The organism is Streptomyces sp. NPDC033136 (assembly GCF_055578235.1).
Window position 1 is genome coordinate 78,041 of sequence record NZ_JBVIPD010000012.1, and the last position, 17,764, is coordinate 95,804.

At 68.4% G+C, this 17,764-nt stretch carries 16 protein-coding genes and 1 pseudogene; 10 read left to right on the plus strand and 7 right to left on the minus strand.

The features are described 5' to 3' along the window. Positions 1-146: 146 nt before the first annotated feature. A complete protein-coding gene (locus tag ACZ5TL_RS22685; RefSeq protein ID WP_468591942.1) occupies positions 147-1,841 on the minus strand; it encodes a DUF4012 domain-containing protein in 1,695 nt (564 codons plus the stop codon). Positions 1,842-2,371: 530 nt separating this feature from the next. On the opposite strand from ACZ5TL_RS22685, the gene ACZ5TL_RS22690 reads away from it, so the two are divergent. From ACZ5TL_RS22690 to wecB, 4 genes are all read left to right on the plus strand, one after another. Continuing rightward, positions 2,372-3,469: a DegT/DnrJ/EryC1/StrS family aminotransferase gene (locus ACZ5TL_RS22690; protein WP_468591943.1), complete on the plus strand. Its 1,098-nt coding sequence runs from the start codon at positions 2,372-2,374 to the stop codon at positions 3,467-3,469. A gap of 41 nt (positions 3,470-3,510) precedes the next feature. Beyond that, positions 3,511-4,503, plus strand: a complete 993-nt coding sequence (locus ACZ5TL_RS22695; protein WP_468592083.1) for a Gfo/Idh/MocA family protein — start codon at positions 3,511-3,513, stop codon at positions 4,501-4,503. Between the two features lie 650 nt (positions 4,504-5,153). Next, positions 5,154-5,807, plus strand: coding sequence for an acyltransferase (locus ACZ5TL_RS22700; RefSeq protein ID WP_468592085.1), 654 nt, complete (start codon positions 5,154-5,156; stop codon positions 5,805-5,807). After that, complete coding sequence (gene wecB / locus ACZ5TL_RS22705; RefSeq protein ID WP_468591944.1) at positions 5,804-6,904, plus strand: non-hydrolyzing UDP-N-acetylglucosamine 2-epimerase; 1,101 nt, start codon at positions 5,804-5,806, stop codon at positions 6,902-6,904. Before ACZ5TL_RS22700 ends, wecB begins: the two co-directional genes overlap by 4 nt. On the opposite strand, the gene ACZ5TL_RS22710 is transcribed toward wecB, so the two are convergent. After that, the gene (locus ACZ5TL_RS22710; protein ID WP_468591945.1) at positions 6,892-8,199 is read right to left on the minus strand and encodes a nucleotide sugar dehydrogenase; all 1,308 of its coding nucleotides are present in this window, start codon (positions 8,197-8,199) and stop codon (positions 6,892-6,894) included. The two genes, wecB and ACZ5TL_RS22710, sit on opposite strands and share 13 nt — an antisense overlap. Positions 8,200-8,924: 725 nt before the next feature. After that, the gene (locus tag ACZ5TL_RS22715; RefSeq protein WP_468591946.1) at positions 8,925-9,464 is read right to left on the minus strand and encodes a hypothetical protein; all 540 of its coding nucleotides are present in this window, start codon (positions 9,462-9,464) and stop codon (positions 8,925-8,927) included. A 295-nt stretch (positions 9,465-9,759) separates the two neighbouring features. Between ACZ5TL_RS22715 and ACZ5TL_RS22720 the strand changes: the two genes are divergently transcribed. Both ACZ5TL_RS22720 and ACZ5TL_RS22725 read left to right on the plus strand, forming a co-directional pair. Next, the gene (locus ACZ5TL_RS22720) at positions 9,760-10,359 is read left to right on the plus strand and encodes a hypothetical protein (RefSeq protein ID WP_468591947.1); all 600 of its coding nucleotides are present in this window, start codon (positions 9,760-9,762) and stop codon (positions 10,357-10,359) included. A gap of 84 nt (positions 10,360-10,443) precedes the next feature. Then, on the plus strand, positions 10,444-10,977 hold the full coding sequence (locus ACZ5TL_RS22725) for an SMI1/KNR4 family protein (RefSeq protein ID WP_468591948.1): 534 nt from the start codon (positions 10,444-10,446) through the stop codon (positions 10,975-10,977). Positions 10,978-11,028: 51 nt separating this feature from the next. Here the strand turns inward: ACZ5TL_RS22725 and ACZ5TL_RS22730 are convergent. Further along, positions 11,029-11,439 (minus strand): annotated as a pseudogene (locus ACZ5TL_RS22730) (relaxase/mobilization nuclease domain-containing protein); the annotation flags it as partial. A gap of 119 nt (positions 11,440-11,558) precedes the next feature. After that, positions 11,559-12,647 carry a redox-regulated ATPase YchF gene (gene ychF / locus ACZ5TL_RS22735; RefSeq protein ID WP_468591949.1) on the minus strand — a complete coding sequence of 363 codons (1,089 nt, stop codon included), beginning with the start codon at positions 12,645-12,647 and terminating at the stop codon, positions 11,559-11,561. A 169-nt stretch (positions 12,648-12,816) separates the two neighbouring features. Between ychF and ACZ5TL_RS22740 the strand changes: the two genes are divergently transcribed. Next, complete coding sequence (locus ACZ5TL_RS22740; RefSeq protein ID WP_468591950.1) at positions 12,817-13,401, plus strand: DUF6542 domain-containing protein; 585 nt, start codon at positions 12,817-12,819, stop codon at positions 13,399-13,401. A 25-nt stretch (positions 13,402-13,426) separates the two neighbouring features. Here the strand turns inward: ACZ5TL_RS22740 and ppgK are convergent, their stop codons facing one another. Next, positions 13,427-14,173, minus strand: coding sequence for a polyphosphate--glucose phosphotransferase (gene ppgK / locus ACZ5TL_RS22745; RefSeq protein WP_468591951.1), 747 nt, complete (start codon positions 14,171-14,173; stop codon positions 13,427-13,429). Positions 14,174-14,242: 69 nt separating this feature from the next. Further along, the gene (locus ACZ5TL_RS22750; protein ID WP_468591952.1) at positions 14,243-15,268 is read right to left on the minus strand and encodes a 4-hydroxy-3-methylbut-2-enyl diphosphate reductase; all 1,026 of its coding nucleotides are present in this window, start codon (positions 15,266-15,268) and stop codon (positions 14,243-14,245) included. Between the two features lie 257 nt (positions 15,269-15,525). On the opposite strand from ACZ5TL_RS22750, the gene xseA reads away from it, so the two are divergent. The 3 genes from xseA (at position 15,526) to ACZ5TL_RS22765 (ending at position 17,725) form a co-directional block, all read left to right on the plus strand. Continuing rightward, positions 15,526-16,734, plus strand: a complete 1,209-nt coding sequence (gene xseA, locus ACZ5TL_RS22755; protein WP_468591953.1) for an exodeoxyribonuclease VII large subunit — start codon at positions 15,526-15,528, stop codon at positions 16,732-16,734. Between the two features lie 9 nt (positions 16,735-16,743). Further along, positions 16,744-16,989 (plus strand): exodeoxyribonuclease VII small subunit, encoded by a 246-nt coding sequence (locus ACZ5TL_RS22760; RefSeq protein ID WP_468591954.1) that lies wholly within the window; start codon positions 16,744-16,746, stop codon positions 16,987-16,989. Positions 16,990-17,134: 145 nt separating this feature from the next. Then, positions 17,135-17,725: a malonic semialdehyde reductase gene (locus ACZ5TL_RS22765; protein ID WP_468591955.1), complete on the plus strand. Its 591-nt coding sequence runs from the start codon at positions 17,135-17,137 to the stop codon at positions 17,723-17,725. Positions 17,726-17,764: the final 39 nt, after the last annotated feature.

Sequence of the window (17,764 nt, forward strand, 5' to 3'; positions counted from 1 at the left end):
GGCACTTTGCCGACGGCATGGCCACGGACGCCGCCGCATCCTTCTGGGTGGTCAGAATATTTCTTGCGCTCTCGCGTACTTGATTTTCTGTGGGTACCATTCCGCTGCCCGCGTGGGCCTCTTGAGGGTTCACTCAAACGGCCCGACTACTTCACGCACGGCTGGGCACGCACCTTGGTGATCTGCGGCCATGCCAACGGCTGCAGGGGCACCACGGGGGCGCGGTCCGAAGCCGGTTCCAGCAGACGAATGTCCACTTCTCGCGTCTGACCGGGCAGGAGTTCCACCTGCGTCCCGAGTACCGGGTGGCCGCGCTCCTCGGTCGACGACAACAGAAGTGGCCGCCCGTCAAGAGTCCCACCGGTGAACCGCGCACCGGAACTGGCGTACAGCGAAAGCCAGATGCTTGTGGACCCCCGGAGGTGTGAGCGTCGGGGATCGTCGGAACGGAGAGCGACGAGGGCAGGCAGGCCCGCAGCGGGAGCGGTGTTTGTCAGCCTGATTCGCACCACGCTGGAACGAGTACCGCCCTCGCAAGGACCAAGCTCGTAGGTCAGCGACCGCCGCAGATAGTAGTCCATTTTATTGCCTGCGGAATTGTTGACCACGAGATAGGCAAACGGCCCTGTTCTCTCGGGGACGTCGCCGGCCAGTCCTGCTTCTTCGAGTGCCGACTCGGTGGAGGCGTCTGTGCTCCACACACGCAGTCGGCCGTCGTCGGCGTTCTGCCGCAGTGCGTGGAGAAGGGCCACCGAATCGTGGTGGTGACCCAGCAAGGCAGCAGCGACCGACTGTGCGAGCTGTACCAGGAAACGCTTTCGTTCGATGTTGCTGTACGACGCGTACAGGGTGCTCTCGGTGAACTCTACGGTGTTCTCCGCCGTCAGCTGCTTTCCGTCTGGAAGTCGGACCGGGCCCGTGGCTTTGAGAACACGGGCGAGTCCCACAGGATCGGTCGCGATGGCCCCGTCGAGACGCTGCCCCGTATGTCGCTGCCACAAGCCCACCCAGATCTGCGCCGCATAGGGAAAATGAGCGGACAGATTGGAATTGGCCAGCCCCTGGGTGCTCTCAGCAGCTCCGTATCGGCGGTCGAACGCCGGTCCGAAGTTCGCCACGGGAGTAGTGGTACGCGGCAGCGTGTCATCCGACGCAAAGTCGTGCAAAGTGATGCGACCATGATCCGCTGTCAAGATGCCGAAGGTACCTACGAGGCCACCGGTGCCCCGGGCCTCGGCATTGTTCTGGAAGGCAAGAAAGTAGGAGCGTGGCCCCGAGGCACCCAGAAGAGGCATCAGCAGCCGCGTCCTCGCCTCGGCCTCGGAGACCGAGTCGGAAAGGCGTGCCACTCGGTCGGACAGCCGCTGCCGTGCCGTGTCGAGGCGACCGACCACCGTCGAGCCGGGCAGGCCGTTCAAACTCGTCTTGATTCCGATCAGCTGACGGTCCACATTCCCCAGCAGGTCCGCGGCAGCCGAAAGCCGACGGAGGTCGACGCGACCGTGGGACACGATCCGGCCGGACGCGAGTATCTGATGCAGTCGCAGAGCCTCCGGCAGCACCCCGGTGGCCATCCGGTCGGCGGCGACACTCAGCCCCCGGGCAGAACGGAGCGGTGGGCCGATCAGTGGGAGGCTCTCGGCCACGCTCCACACCGGCGTGCCGGCCGCGCTCCGGGCGGCAGCTGCGTGTCTCCGGATGTCGCCCAACCCCTCGGCCGAGAGCCGGCGATGACGGACCATCTCCGTTTGCAGTCGGTCAGTGGCGGCCTGAGCCTCAGCAAGATTGCTCTGGACCGCGCGGACCTCCCACACCAGGAAACCGGCCGACGCGGCGGACAACAGACCGACGACTCCGGCAACCCAGAGGAAGGCACGGCGGCGGCGCCGTAGCATCAGAGCCGCGAATGCCCGCGCACTCTCCGCAGCGCCCTTCCGGCTGCACGCTGGGTCCTTCCCTGCCTTCATTGCCTACCCGTCAATCGAAGGGGCCGCCGGAATCAAGCATTTGAACTGAATCAGTAATGACAGCCACTAAGACGCGTTGCAAGCGTCACCACGCCAGGTGGCGGGAAACTTGATCCGAACGGCCTAGCCTCAATCTCTCAGACAGCACTGCTTCCAGGAGCGCCTGCATCGACGCCTCCCACAGCGTTCGTGACACACGACCAAGAAGAACTGAAGTTGAAAAGGGTGCACCCCCCATGGTGACGCCTATCGTGGCGCGCACACTCGATGCGTTCCTGAATAAAGCGACGTGTATCGCCACTGATCGTCCATAAGAGTGAATATGTGACGCACAGGAAAACCGGGTGGGGTGAGCAGAAGTTGACCGTAGGTCGACTCTCTCTCGCCCCGAACGGATAAGTCCATTGACCCGCTCCTTTCCATCGATTCCGGTGGCCAGACCCGTGATCGGTGAAGCCGAGATCGCTGCGGCCGTACGTGTTCTGCGTAGTGGCCGTGTCGTCCAGGGACCAGAAGTGGCCGCGTTTGAAGACGAGTTCTCCGAGTTCGTCGACGGACGCGCCTGCGTAGCGGTCAACTCCGGAACCTCCGCCCTGCAGCTGAGTCTCATGGCCTTGGGCATCGGGCCGGGAGACGAGGTCGTGGTGCCCTCGTTCTCGTTCGCGGCGACCGCCAACGCGGTACGCCTGGTGGGCGCCGATCCCGTCTTCGCCGACATCACGCCCGGCACCTACTGCCTCGACCCGCTCGCCGCGTCAGCGATGATCGGTCCGCGCACCGCGGCCCTCGTGCCGGTGCATCTGTACGGGCACCCCGCGCCCATGGACCAGCTGATGGAGCTTGCCGCACGCCATGGGCTCGCCGTACTGGAGGACGCGTGTCAGGCGCACGGAGCCACGCTGCACGGACGCCCCGTCGGCAGCTTCGGTGAGGCAGGATGCTTCAGCTTCTATCCGACGAAGAACATGCACGCTCTCGAGGGCGGCATCATTTCGACCGGCGATCCGCACCTCGCCCGCACCCTTCGGCTTTTGCGGAACCAAGGCATGGAGCAGCGGTACGAGAACGAGATTGTCGGGGCCAACATGCGGATGACCGACGTCGCGGCGGCCGTCGGCCGTGAGCAGCTGAAGCAGCTACCAGCCTGGACGGAGCAGCGGAGAGCCAACGCCAAGGTACTCGACTCCCACATCGAGGGACTGCCGCTTCCACAGGAGGCAGACGGCGCGCGGCACGTCTACCATCAGTACACGGTCCGCATCCCGGGCGCTCTCCGGGATTCCGTGCAGCAGGACCTGGCGCGACAGGGCATCGGCAGCACGGTGTACTACCCGACCCCGATCCACCGACTCAGGCCCTATCAGGACCAGGGCAGGCCGTACCTCCCCGACACCGATCGGGCAGCTGCCGAGGTTCTGTCCCTCCCGGTTCACCCGACCCTGGGGCAGGCCGAGCTGGAGCGGATCGCACAGGCCGTGAGCGGTCCCGGAGGAGTACGGTGAGCCGGCGCACCCTGCGGGCCGGGCTCATCGGTCTTGGAGCCATGGGGCACAACCACGCCCGGGTGCTCTCGTCAATCGACGGTGTGGAGCTGGTGGCCGTCATGGACCCGGCAGGCGATTCCACGAGGGCCGGCCGAGGTACCCCCGTCGTCGCCTCCCTGCCCGAGCTGCTCACGCTTGGACTCGACTACGCGGTGGTCGCCTGTCCCACGGCGTTGCACGAGGAGGTCGGCCTGGCCTTGGCCGAGAACGGCGTTCCCGCGCTGATCGAGAAGCCGCTCGCCCACTCAGCAACGGCCGCACAACGGCTGGTCGACGCCTTCGGCAGAGCCGGATTGGTCGCCGGTGTGGGACACATCGAGCGGTTCAACCCGGCACTGCAGAGCCTGCGTTCCCGCCTCGAGGCGGGAGAACTCGGGGAGGTCTTCCAAGTGGTCACGCGCCGTCAGGGGCCCTTCCCGCACCGCATCGCCGACGTCGGGGTCGTCAAGGACCTGGCAACCCACGACATCGACCTCACCGGTTGGGTCACCGGCCACCACTACGTCTCGGTCTCGGCGCGCACGGTGTCCAAGAGCGGCCGCCCCCATGAGGACATGGTCTCCGTGGTCGGCGACCTCAGCGACGGCACGCTGGTCAGCCACCTCGTCAACTGGCTCAGTCCCCACAAAGAGCGCTACACGGCGGTGACCGGCGAGCGTGGCTGCCTCGTCGCCGACACTCTCACGGCAGACCTGACCTTCCACGCCAACGGAGCGGTGACCACCGAGTGGGAGGCGCTGCGCGCCTTCCGCGGCGTAGCCGAGGGCGACATGGTCCGCTACGCCATCCCCAAGCGCGAGCCGCTCCTCGTCGAGCACGAGCGGTTCCGTGATGCCGTGGACGGCAAGGCGACGGACATCGTCACTCTCGATCAGGGGCTGAGGACGGTCGAGGTGGCGGAGGCGGTCCTCGACTCGGCCCGGAGGAAGGCGTCTGTGAGCCTGCGGCACCCGCACACTCCGGCCCTGGCAATGGTCACCCAGCGGTCGTGACGAGCACCCCTGCCGAGCGCCAGGGAACCAGCCGGTTCGGCGAGCCGGTCACCAGGTGCAGAAGTCAGGAAGAATCTGCTGCTCGGCCGCAAGTTGGGCCTGACTGCGGGCCCTGCTGCTCGCGGGAGCAGTGTGCGGAGTGCGCGTCCACCACGAGGTGAGTCCTGCGGTCGAAGTGGCCGGGCGAGCCGGTCGAGGAAACGGCACATGACCTTCGCGTCGAAGGTCTCGGTGAACACCATGAAGTTGCCCTTCTCGCCCGAGGTGCGGCCGGTGGCCTGGTCAGAACGGATGTCGACCTGGTCGGCGAACAGCACCTCACCGTTCTCGGCCTTCGCCGTCGCCCGGACCGCCGGCCGTCTCCTCCCACCAGGTCCGCACCGCCTCTCGGCTGTGCCGCCCGCACCTACCACATGCAAGCCTCGGCGTTCGCCGAGGAGCGCCCCGCCCACGCGCGGTAGGCGGCGCCCACGTCGACGCCGGACGGGAAGACGAGCACGCGACGCCTCTGGTGGAGACGTTTCGCTTGGTCGAGGCCCCGTCTACCAGGGACTTCTTCCGTTCGCCAGACCAGCTGGCCGCTGAACGAGCCGAGTTGGAAAGGGCTCAGCAAGCCGTGCCCGGAGCAGTCCGTGCTCGTTGCTCAGCACATGAACCTCAGCGGGAACGTGGCGTCTCCGCGGGTGCGGATCGCGCCCGGTGCGCAGGTCAACGAGTCAGCCGTGCTGAGCCCTGGTACCACCGTGTGGGAGCTCGCGCAGATTCGCGAGGAAGCCGTGCTCGGCTGTGACTGCGTCGTGGGCCGGGGGGTCTACGTGGGACCTGGGGTGAAGATCGGCCACAGGGTCAAGATCCAGAACCATGCGCTGGTGTATGAGCCTGCCGAGCTGGCCGACGGCGTCTTCGTCGGGCCTGCGGTCGTCCTCACGAACGACCGCAATCCTCGCGCCGTCGACGCGGACGGACGTCTGAAACGCGCCGGTGACTGGGAGGCGGTCGGCGTCCGGGTCGCTGAGGGCGCGTCACTCGGCGCACGCTCAGTGTGTGTGGCTCCGGTCAGCATCGGCCGCTGGGCGATGGTCGCCGCGGGGGCCGTAGTCACCAAGAATGTGCCGGATTTCGCCCTCGTTGCCGGTGTCCCTGCCCATCAGATCGGATGGGTGGGACGAGCTGGTGAGCGTCTGCATGCACTGCCGGATCGGGTCGGATTCTGGGAGTGCCCGAGTAAGGGGATTCTCTACGCAGAGAAAGACGGAATTCTGACCGAGGATTCAGCTCAACAGCGAGAAAAGTCGAGCCCGTGAAGGTCATGAGTGTAGTGGGGGCGCGCCCCCAATTCGTGAAGCTTGCCGCAGTCGCCGCAGCGTTCGGCAACACGGAGCACCATCATACGATCGTCCACACCGGCCAGCATTACGACGCCGGTCTGTCCGACGTCTTCTTCACCGGCCTCTCCATCCCTGAGCCCCATGTCCACCTGGGCGTGGGCTCAGGCACCCACGGCGTGCAGACCGGTACCATCCTGGCGGCCCTCGATCCCGTCATCGCCGCCGCACATCCCGAATGGGTGCTGGTTTACGGAGACACCAACTCAACTCTTGCCGGCGCCCTTTCCGCGGCCAAACAGCACATCCCCGTGGCCCACCTGGAAGCGGGTCTGCGCTCTTTCAACCGGCGGATGCCCGAGGAGCACAACCGCGTCCTCACCGACCACGCTGCCGATCTGCTGCTCGCACCCACCGAGGAGGCGGTGCACCACCTGGCAGCCGAGGGCCTGGCCGACCGCGCGATCCTGACCGGGGACGTCATGGTCGATGTCTGCCTGCGCATCAGGGACAAGGTGCTGAGGGACAAAGCCACCGCCGCACTTCCGGCCTTCCTCGACGCCCAGGAGCCCTACCTCTTCGCCACACTGCACCGGGCCGAGAACACGGATCATCCCGAGCGCCTGGCCGCTCTCGTGGACGCCCTGGCCAGTCTGCCGGTTCCCGTCGCCCTAGCCGCCCACCCCCGGCTGCTCGCACGTGCCGAGGACTTCGGCATCAAGCTCGACCACGGCTCTCTCCGTGTCAGCCGCCCCCTTCCCTACGCCGAGCTGATCCGCACGGTGCTCGGCTCGCGCGGCGTGATCACCGACTCGGGAGGACTCCAGAAAGAGGCGTTCCTGCTGGAGCGCGTCTGCACGACACTCCGCACGGAGACGGAATGGCCCGAAACGCTCCGGGGTGGCTGGAACACACTCGTGCCGGATCCTCGTGAACTGGGCTCCCAGGCATGGTCCGACATCGTCCTGCGCCCTGCGCCCAAGAGCTCCCGCGGCATGCCGTACGGGGACGGCACAGCAGCACCCCGCGTGGTGCGGGCGCTGGAAGATCACACGAGCGGATCTCAGGCCCGCTGAGCTGTCGGCGACGGCGCGCCAAGCACGATCACCTCGGCCCCGGCCCATCGGTCGGGGTCGGTGATCCGCCGCCCGTCGACCACGACACGCACCTGCGGGAACTGGTCGGATCCGAGCTCCCGGTACTCGCCGTGGTCGGCTTGGATGACGGCGGCGGTGACTGTCTGGCCGCTGTACGGCGGCAGGCCGAGTGCGCTCAGCTCATCGGCCCTGTACAGCGGGTCGGACACGTACGGCTCGGCGCCGCGCGACCGCAGCGCCTCGACGACGGGGAACACCCCGGAGAACGCGGTCTCCTTGACGCCGCCCCGATAGGCAGCGCCCCATACCAGCACACCTGCGCCGGTCAGGTCGCCGTACACCTCCGCAAGCCGCCGTACCGCGTACTCGGGCATCGAGGCGTTGGTCGCACGGGCCTCTCGTACGACCGTCGCGTCCGAGTCGTTCCACAGGTACATCGCCGGATAGATGGGAATGCAGTGACCGCCTACGGCGATGCCGGGCCGGTGGATGTGGCTGTAGGGCTGCGAGTTGCAGGCGTCGATCACCAGGTCCACATCGATGCCGGTGCGGTCCGCGAACCGTGCGAACTGGTTCGCCAGCCCGATGTTCACGTCACGGTAGGTTGTCTCGGCCAGCTTCGCGAACTCCGCGGCCTCTGCCGAGCCGAGGTTCCAGACACCGTTGGGGCGAGGCAGTTCGTCTCGTACGTCGAAGTCGAGGAGGGACTCGTAGAACTCGACACCTCGGCGCGCGGACGCCGCGTCGATGCCGCCGAGCAGCTTGGGGTAGCGGCGCAGGTCGGCGAATACCCGCCCGGTCAGCACCCGTTCGGGGCTGAAGACGAGAGCGAAGTCCCGGCCCGCGGTCAGCCCGCTGCCCTGCTCGAGCATGGGCGCCCAGCGCCCTCGCGTGGTGCCGACGGGCAGTGTCGTCTCGTACGACACGAGTGTGCCGGGCCGTAGCCCGCGGGCCACAGCCCGCGTCGCCGTATCCATCCAGCCGAAGTCGGGGGTGCCCCGGGCGTCGACGTATACCGGAACGACCAGGACTACCGCCTCGGCCTGCATGACCGCCGCGGTCGTGTCGGTGGTGGCCAGCAGCCGCCCCTCCGCGACGACGCTCTTCAGCCTCTCAGCGAGTCCGGCCTCGCCGGGGAACGGCTCAACGCCCTCATTGACCAGGTGTACGACGTGTCCGTCCACGTCGGCGCCGATGACGTGATGGCCTTTTGCAGCGAACTGGACAGCCAGCGGCAGGCCGATCTTTCCGAGCGCCACTACACAGATCTGCACGGCTACTTTCCTCCGAGAGGCCATAAGCTGCGCAGGCGACCCCAGAGAGTCGACACGCATTGACAGAGAGTTCGCACTGCGCACCCTATCTCTGTAATTTCTTTCCAGTGAGCCGACACAAAGGGGCGCACCATCGTCCGAGCGAAGCTGTGTCGGCGGGACGCGTGAAGGACGACCTCGGTGATCAGGAGTTATCGAGTTCACTGACCACCGCAACGGAAGACCGTGCCTGCTGCGTCAGCATCGCCCATCCCCACCGTGCTGGGCCAACTCGCCGGTCGCGATCCGGCAGGCATTCGTCGATGCCCCGAGAAATGACGAGCAAGTCCGATCAGCGTAACCGGACCGAGCCGGAGCCATTGGTGACGACCGCCGGCCACGACGGTGATCGCACCTTGTTCGCCCGGACGAAGTGCGATTGGCCGTCGAGGTCGTCTCCCCCGAATCCACTCGCCGCGACCGCAGGGTCAAGCTCCGCAACCACGCGGAGGCCGGGATCCCGCACCACTGCTGCATCGAGGAGGAGGACGGGGCTCCACGTAAACACTGCAGGGGGCGGACTCAAGAGAGTCCGCCCCCTGCTGACCTGGACGCTTGACAGATACACGCGCTCACGTGGGTCATTGCCTCGCGGGTCCGGCCTTCGTCGTGTCGACGAGCCGTTCGGGCTCCCTGCAGTGTCCGCCCAGAGGGAAGCGATGGCAGGTCCGCCGGCGTGGTGGCGCCTACCCGAGGGCGGCGGCAGCGGCCTTGTAGTCGGCGGCCTGAGTCGGGGGGAGGTAGCGGCTGACGCGGATGAGTACGGTGCCGCTGACAAAGTCGTACTCGGCGAGCATGGGCATGGCCTTGGTGACGTTCTGGATGTAGTCGGCGCGGGCCTGGGAGTCGGCTGCGGTCGTGAAGACCTCGATCGCTCCGCCGAGCCCGACGCTGCCGGGCTCCGGGTCCGCGACGTCGTCGACCTTGATGCGGGAGTCCGTGAACGTGACCTTGCTGGTGTACTGGTTGGGGCGGCCGAGGAGGTGGTTCGGGTCGTCGTCCTCGGTGACAACGCCCGAGAGTTTGGCGGACGCGACCTTGCCGGAAAGGACCTTGAAGATGTCGCTGGCGGTGAGCTCCTTCGCTGGCGGCTTGGTCGGGACGCCAGCGGTTGCAGTGGGGGTGTTCTTCGGCTGGTCGTTCTTCTGATCGTTCCCCGACCCGCATGCCGTCATGGCCGCGAAGGCGATGACGAGGGCGGCAGCGGACAGGGCGGGCTTACGCATGATGGCTCCGAAGTGTGGCGGGTTTGGGTGTGTTGGTCAGGTCGCAGAACTATTGCACTGCGATGTTGCAGTGCGTGCGGATACCGGAAGACCGGCTGGTGTCAGTGTCCGGCCGGGGAGGTGGCGGTGGGCCGACCCCGGAGGAGCGCAGGGGCTTGTCCGCTGGCGTCTATCGGCAGCTTCGGCTATTCAGACGTGCGGCATGGGGGTCGTGGACCAGGGGGAGAGCCGCTTCTGGGTACGGAGGCCGGCCGCGGGCATGCTCTCCCCACGGCTGCTGGGTAGCGTCCCTCGGGTGAATCTTCACCCCATCAACGATGTGCCCGCCGGCCTGACTCGACGAGCGCGATCCTTTGTCGCCGCGCATGGCGTCAAGGTCGACGTTCGCCCCGTCGAGGGGCACAGGCAGTGGTGGCTTGAGCGGGACATCCCAGCAGCGGTGATCGATCGAATGGCGGCCTACCAAGAGCGATGGGGCGGCCTGCTCTTGCCACCCGCACCGCAGTACGACGGAGGCCCCAAGTACCTCGATCCGGACTCGCCCGAAGCAGACTCCGCAGGGTGGTGGTTCGAAGCCGGGATGCAGCGGACCGCAGTCCCCTACTCATTCATGATCAGTCCGTCTGGTGAGTTCGGTATCCGGGCAGTTGAATGGGCACCCCTCCACGCGACCATCGAGGGCTGGGTGGAGTCGCTCGCTTTGGCTCACCATGCATCTATGTGGGCGAGACAGGTCACCAAGCTCGTCGGCGATGACGTCGACGGCATCGACCTGAACGGCTATGCGCCGGTGCGCGAGGTGATGGGCCTGGCAGACACCTGGCGGAGAGGGCCCGACTTCTACTCCGGCCTCGATGAGTGGGGACTGCGAGGAGGCGTGGACGACAATGGCTGACCTTGTCGTTCAACCTCGTCTCGGCTGGGGTGGATATGGAGCAGGCGATGCTGCCAAGCGCAAACCGATCGCTACTGTCTTCGCATGACCGCGAACGAAGATCGCCAGTTCCCCTCCCCGCTCGCCGCTGCCATGGCGGTCCGGCTCGAGTGCATGGGCGAGGACGGTGTCGACTTCGAACCCTACGAGTCCTTTCTGACTGCTGATGAGACCACCGAGTGGTTCCGTGCGTGGACAGGCAACAGCGAGCTGAACGGCGACAACTTCCGCGTGTTTGGCCAGGACGGCACCGGCGGGAACGCGGCATTCTGGCTGGTTCGTTCAGGTCGGGAGCTGGTGGAGCAGCCCGTTGTCTTTCTGGGCTCCGAAGGAGAGACAGGCGTTGTCGCTCGCGACCTGGGCGCCTTCCTGTGGCTGCTGGCTGACGGCTTCGGCCCGTGGGAAGCAGCCACCTCATACGAGCCCGAGCCGGATTGGGCTCCCCAGGCCAATCGCGACCTGGCAGCTGTCGCGGAGCAATTCGCCCCGGACCGCCGAGCGTCGGCAACGGCGATCATCGCGCAGGCCACACAGAAGTTTCCTGACTTCGATGGCACCATCATGAAGCTTTGCCGTTGAACCCGTCCCGATGCCCCCGCCACGACGTGTGGCGAGGGCATCTGACCGGGGTCAGCGGTGCCGACTGCGCTCTTCGGGCCTCGTGGCCGTTGGTGTGGCCGGAGGATGTGGCGTGGCGGACCTGGCCGATGTGCCGCTGATGGTGCTTCGTCTGCGAGCTGCTAGCGTCCGCCGGTTCGGCTGAGCGGTGATGCGCCAGTCGAGGACCTCGGCGGGGCGCTCCGCGCTGTCGAGCTCGCGCTGGGCGCCTACCTCGACCAGGAGGCGTCGGGGTTGTGGCCGGCGGTCTCGGCATGGGCGAGTGTTGTGGCCAGGGCAGCCCAAGCGGGGTCGGTGAGGATCCGGTCGGCGTGGTCGGGGAGAGCCGCGAAGGTCCCGCTCGAAGCGGCGGGCGGTTGCGTGTCGTGGTGCGCGACAAGGCGTACGCGGACCGGTCCGCCGATGCCCAGCCACCAGTCGACGACGCGGCGTAGGCGCTCCCCCGCGCGCCGGACTCATCCAGCACGCTGCGGACTCTGCGCGGACCGCAAAGGCCGCCCAACCCGCTCCGCCGCAGGTCAGACGGCCTTCCGCCGAACGTATTAGACGTTGAAGCGGAACTCCACCACGTCCCCGTCCTGCATCACATAGTCCTTGCCCTCCATCCGCGCCTTGCCCTTGGCGCGGGCCTCCGCGACCGAGCCCGTCTCCACCAGGTCGCCGAAGGAGATGACCTCCGCCTTGATGAAGCCCTTCTGGAAGTCCGTGTGGATGACGCCGGCGGCCTCGGGGGCGGTGGCGCCCTTCTTGATGGTCCAGGCGCGGGACTCCTTGGGGCCGGCCGTGAGGTAGGTCTGCAGGCCGAGCGTCCTGAAGCCGACGTGGGCGAGCGTGGCGAGGCCGGGCTCCTCCTGTCCGACGGACTGCAGGAGCTCCAGCGCCTCGTCCTCGTCGAGTTCGGCGAGGTCCGCCTCCAGCTTGGCGTTGAGGAAGATCGCCTCGGCGGGGGCGACCAGGGCCCGCTGCTCGTTCTTGAAGTCCTCGTCGGTCAGCTCGTCCTCGTCGACGTTGAAGACGTAGAGGAAGGGCTTGGTGGTGAGCAGGTGCAGGTCGTGCAGGAGCTCCGCGCGCTCGCTGCCCTGGACGATGCCGTGGGTGAAGAGCGTGTCGCCCTTCTCCAGGATCTCCTGGGCCTCCTCGACGGCCTTGACCTTCGGCGCGATGTCCTTCTTGATGCGCGACTCCTTCTGGAGGCGCGGCAGGACCTTCTCGATGGTCTGCAGGTCCGCGAGGATCAGCTCGGTGTTGATCGTCTCGATGTCGTCCTTGGGCGAGACCTTGCCGTCGACGTGCACGACGTTCTCGTCCTTGAAGGCACGGATGACCTGGCAGATCGCGTCCGACTCGCGGATGTTCGCGAGGAACTTGTTGCCCAGCCCCTCGCCCTCGGACGCGCCGCGCACGATGCCCGCGATATCGACGAAGTCGACCGTGGCCGGAAGGACCCGCTGGGAGGAGAAGATCTCCGCCAGTTTCGTCAGACGGGCGTCGGGGACGCCGACGACGCCGACGTTGGGCTCGATCGTGGCGAACGGGTAGTTGGCCGCCAGCACGTCGTTCTTGGTCAGGGCGTTGAACAGGGTCGACTTGCCGACGTTGGGCAGGCCGACGATTCCGATCGTGAGCGACACGTTGCGACTTCCCGTGAGTGGAGAGGGCAGGGGGCCAGGAGACCGGCCGATCCACCAGTCTACGGCGTGTCCGGAACCACCCGGGCGGCGTATCGAACGCTTGGCCAAGCCTCGGCCAACGGCGTGTCTGACGGGCTATTCGGCATATTGAACGACCTAAGTTGGTGCGGTGGAGCAATACAGGACGCGACCTGCCCAGCACGGACCGCGACGGGACCGGCCGAGGCCGCCCCTGCCGCCCCAGGCGAAACGGGGTGCGGGCGGCGGGCCCGTGCGGACGGCCCGGCCGCCCGGGCCGCAGCGCCGTCCGGCACCGGCACGGCGGCCCGCGCCCCCACCCGCACCTGCGGCCGGACGGCTGCCGAACCCGCGCCTGACCGGACTGGGCAGCGGACTGTTCTGCGCGGTGGTGATGTTCCTGCTCGGCGCGCTCTGCGCGGCGCTGTTCGGGGCGTCCTTGACGGCGTACGGCGTGCTGTTCCTGCCGGTGTGCGTACTGACCGCCCTCTGGGTGCGCCGGGGCGACCTGATGACCGCCCCCGTGGTCGTGCCGATCGCGTTCGCCGTGGGACTGCTGCCGGTGGCCGACGGGGACGGCGGGACCGGCGGCCAGCTGATGGGGCTGGTGACGGCGCTCGCCACGCAGGCCGGGTGGCTGTACGGGGGCACGCTCGTCGCCGGGCTGATCGTGATCGTCCGGCGGGTCCGGCTGGTGCACCGGCGGCGGACGGCCGGAGCCCGCCCGCCGCTGTGACACACGCCGCCGGTACGAAGACCCCCTAGTGTCCGGCCGCCCGCATCGCCGCGCCGACGATGCCCGCGTTGTTCTGCAACTGCGCCGGGACGATCTCCGCCTTGATGCCCTCGATGTAGGGCAGGAACTTGTGCGACTTGCGGCTCACGCCACCGCCGATGATGAACAGCTCCGGCGAGAACAGCATCTCGACGTGGGCGAGGTACTTGCGCACGCGGTGCGCCGCCCAGTGCTCCCACGTCATGTCGTGGTCCTCCCGGGCCCTGCTGGAGGCCCGCTTCTCCGCGTCGTGCCCGTCCAGCTCCAGGTGGCCCAGCTCGGTGTTGGGGACGAGGACGCCGTCCGCGAAGACCGCGCTGCCGATGCCCGTGCCCAGCGTCAGCAGGATCACCGTGCCCCGGCGGCCCCGGCCTGCGCCGAAGTTCATCTCGGCGACGCCCGCCGCGTCCGCGTCGTTCACCACCGTCACCTGCGGGCCGCCCAGCCGCTCGCCGAGCAGCGCACGCGCGTCGGTGTCGATCCAGCTGTCGTCGACGTTCGCCGCCGTACGGATCATGGCTCCGTCGGTGACCACGCCCGGGAACGTGACCCCGATCGGGCCCGTCCAGCCGAAGTGGTCGACGACCTGCTTGACGCCGTCGGCCACCCCGGCGGGCGTGGCCGGTTGCGGGGTGAGGACCTTGTGGCGCTCCTGCGCCAGGTCACCCTTGTCCAGGTCCACCGGGGCGCCCTTGATCCCGGATCCGCCGATGTCCACACCGAAGATCTGCATGGCCCCACGTTACGACGAACGACTGACGGTCACAGACCGGACAGCGGTCACTGCCCGGCCCGTCCGCGATCACTCCCCGGAATGTTCACCGCTCCCGGCGCCGCCGCGCTCGGCCGTCAGGGCCGCCGCCTCCTCGCGGAGGTCGCGGCGCAGCTCCTTGGGAAGGGAGAACGTGATGGACTCCTCGGCCGCCTTGACGATCTCGACGTCCTCGAAGCCGCGCTGGGAGAGCCACTCCAGCACCTGCTCGACCAGGACCTCCGGCACCGAGGCGCCCGAGGTGACGCCGACGGTGGAGACGCCCTCCAGCCAGGCCTCGTCGATCTCGTCGGCGAAGTCCACGAGGTAGGCGGCGCGGGCACCCGCGATCTTGGCGACCTCGACGAGCCGCTTGGAGTTGGAGGAGTTGCGGGAGCCGACCACGATGACCAGGTCCGACTCGGCGCCCATCTGCTTCACGGCCAGCTGGCGGTTCTGCGTGGCGTAGCAGATGTCGTCGCTGGGCGGGGAGATGAGCTGCGGGAACTTCTCCTTGAGGGCGTCGACGGTCTCCATGGTCTCGTCGACGGAGAGCGTGGTCTGGGAGAGCCAGACGACCTTGGACGGGTCGCGGACCTCGACCTTCCCGACATCGCCCGGGCCGTCGACGAGCTGGATGTGGTCGGGGGCCTCACCGGAGGTGCCGATGACCTCCTCGTGGCCCTCGTGGCCGATCAGGAGGATGTCGTAGTCCTCGTTCGCGAAGCGGACGGCTTCCTTGTGGACCTTGGTGACCAGCGGGCAGGTGGCGTCGATGGTGGCGAGGCGGCCGCGCTCGGCCTCCTCGTGGACGACGGGGGCCACGCCGTGCGCCGAGAACATCACGATGTTGCCCGGCGGGACCTCCTCCGTCCGTTCGACGAAGATCGCGCCCTTCTTCTCCAGGGTCTGCACGACGTACTTGTTGTGGACGATCTCGTGCCGGACGTAGACCGGAGCGCCGTACTGCTCCAGCGCTTTCTCGACGGCGATCACGGCGCGGTCCACGCCCGCGCAGTAGCCACGGGGGGCGGCGAGCAGGACACGGCGGCCAGGCGAAGCAGACATGCGTCCCATCGTAAGGCCGCGTCCGGCGGGTCGAAGATCGCGTCCGTGTGGAGTCCCCGGGAAGACTGACTGAACGCGGCGCGTGCGACGGAACGCGGAAGCGGGGATGAAGGCGGAGGCGGAGCGACGGTGGCCGGGAACGGGGCGGCGGTCCCCACGGCGTCGGGGAGCTCGCCCTGCAACGCAGTCCGGGGCGCGGAGCGGGAGGCGGGGGCTCGCCGGGCGTCTGACCGGCGATGTCAGTGGTGGCCACTACTCTCGCGGGCATGGCAGTGAACACGACTCCGGAATCCCCGCTGCCCGTCGGTGAGGTGTCGCGGCTCATCGGGGGGTGGATCGACCGGCTCGGGGCGGTGTGGGTCGAGGGGCAGATCACGCAGTTGTCGCGGCGGCCGGGTGCCGGTGTGGTGTTCCTGACGCTGCGGGACCCGTCGTACGACATCTCCGTCAGCGTCACCTGCTACCGGCAGGTGTTCGACGACGTCGCGGACGTGGTGAGCGAGGGCGCCCGGGTCGTCGTCCTCGCCAAGCCCGAGTGGTACGCCCCGCGCGGGCAGCTGTCGCTGCGGGCCGCCGAGATACGGCCGGTCGGGGTCGGCGAGCTGCTCGCGCGCCTGGAGCAGCTGAAGAAGTCCCTCGCGCGGGAGGGGCTGTTCGCGCCCGAGCGGAAGAAGCCGCTGCCCTTCCTGCCGCAGCTGGTCGGGCTGGTCTGCGGCCGGGCCTCGGCCGCCGAGCGGGACGTGCTGGAGAACGCCCGGCACCGCTGGCCCGCCGTGCGCTTCGAGGTGCGCAACGTCGCCGTGCAGGGCGTGCACGCCGTGCCGCAGGTCGTGCAGGCCGTGAAGGAGCTCGACGCGCTCGACGACGTGGACGTGATCATCGTCGCCCGGGGCGGCGGCAGCGTGGAGGACCTGCTGCCGTTCTCCGACGAGCAGCTGATCCGGACGGTCGCCCAGTGCCGTACGCCCGTGGTGTCCGCGATCGGGCACGAGCCCGACAACCCGCTGCTGGATTACGTGGCGGACCTGCGCGCCTCCACCCCGACCGACGCCGCCAAGAAGGTCGTGCCGGACGTCGGCGAGGAGTACGAGCGCGTGCGGCTGCTGCGGGACCGGGCGCGGCGATGCGTGGCGGCGCTGGTCGAGCGGGAGGAGCGCGGCCTGGCCCACGCGCTCGCGCGGCCCTCGATAGAGGATCCGCACCGGATGATCGACGAGCGCGCCGACCAGGTGGCGGACCTGCTCGACCGGGCCCGGCGCTGCCTGCGGCACCAGCTCGACCGGGCGGACTCGGAGCTGACGCACACGCACGCACGCGTGGTGGCCCTCTCCCCCGCCGCGACCCTGAAGCGCGGGTACGCCGTGCTGCAGAAGGCGGACGGGCACGCCGTCCGCGATCCCGGCGAGGTGGAGGCCGGCGAGGCCCTGCGCGCGCGGGTCTCCGAGGGTGAGTTCTCCGTACGAGTGGACACATAGGGTGGGTGGATGACCAGCGAGGTTGATGAGACGCCGGGCATGAGCGAGGCGCTCGGGTACGAGCAGGCGCGGGACGAGCTGATCGAGGTCGTCCGCCGCCTGGAGGCGGGCGGTACGACGCTGGAGGAGTCCCTGGCGCTCTGGGAGCGGGGCGAGGAGCTGGCCAAGGTGTGCCGGCGCTGGCTGGACGGGGCGCGGGCGCGGCTGGACGCGGCCCTGGCGGAGGAGAGCGCGGCGGAAGAGGACGCCGGGTAGCAGAACGCGCCGGCGTGAGTGCGGCTCTGTGAAGTGGATCACCACACCCCGAGCTTGGTTGAACGTTGAACTTCACTGGCGTACCGTCGCAGACGCCAGCCGGTCCGGCCCCGGACCCGACGCACGTCCCCGAGAAGGTTCGCTCATGTCTCTCGCCCTTGACCCCGCCGCCCAGGACCTGCTCTTCCGCGAGGCCCGCACCGCCAACACCTTCACCGACGAGCCGGTGACCGACGAGCAGGTGCAGGCGATCTACGACCTGGTCAAGTACGGCCCCACCTCCATGAACCAGTCGCCGCTGCGCGTCACGCTGGTCCGTTCCGCCGAGGCCCGGGAGCGCCTGGTGCAGCACCTGGCCGAGGGCAACCAGGCCAAGACCGCCGCCGCGCCGCTGGTGGCGATCCTCTCCGCGGACAACGAGTTCCACGAGGAACTGCCGCACCTCTTCCCGCACTTCCCGCAGGCCAAGGACGCCTTCTTCGGCGACCGCGGCGTCCGCGAGAGCCACGCCGCACTGAACGCCGCCCTGCAGGCCGCCTACTTCATCATCGGCGTCCGCGCCGCCGGCCTGGCCGCCGGCCCCATGACGGGCGCCGACCTGGAGGGCATCCGCAAGGAGTTCCTGGACGACGACCACACCCCGCTGATGGTCGTCAACATCGGCCGCCCCGGTCCGGACGCCTGGTACCCGCGCTCGCCTCGTCTGGAGTTCGACCAGGTCGTCACCACGGTCTGACACCCGCGCACCAGAAAGGCCCCCGGCACGCCGGGGGCC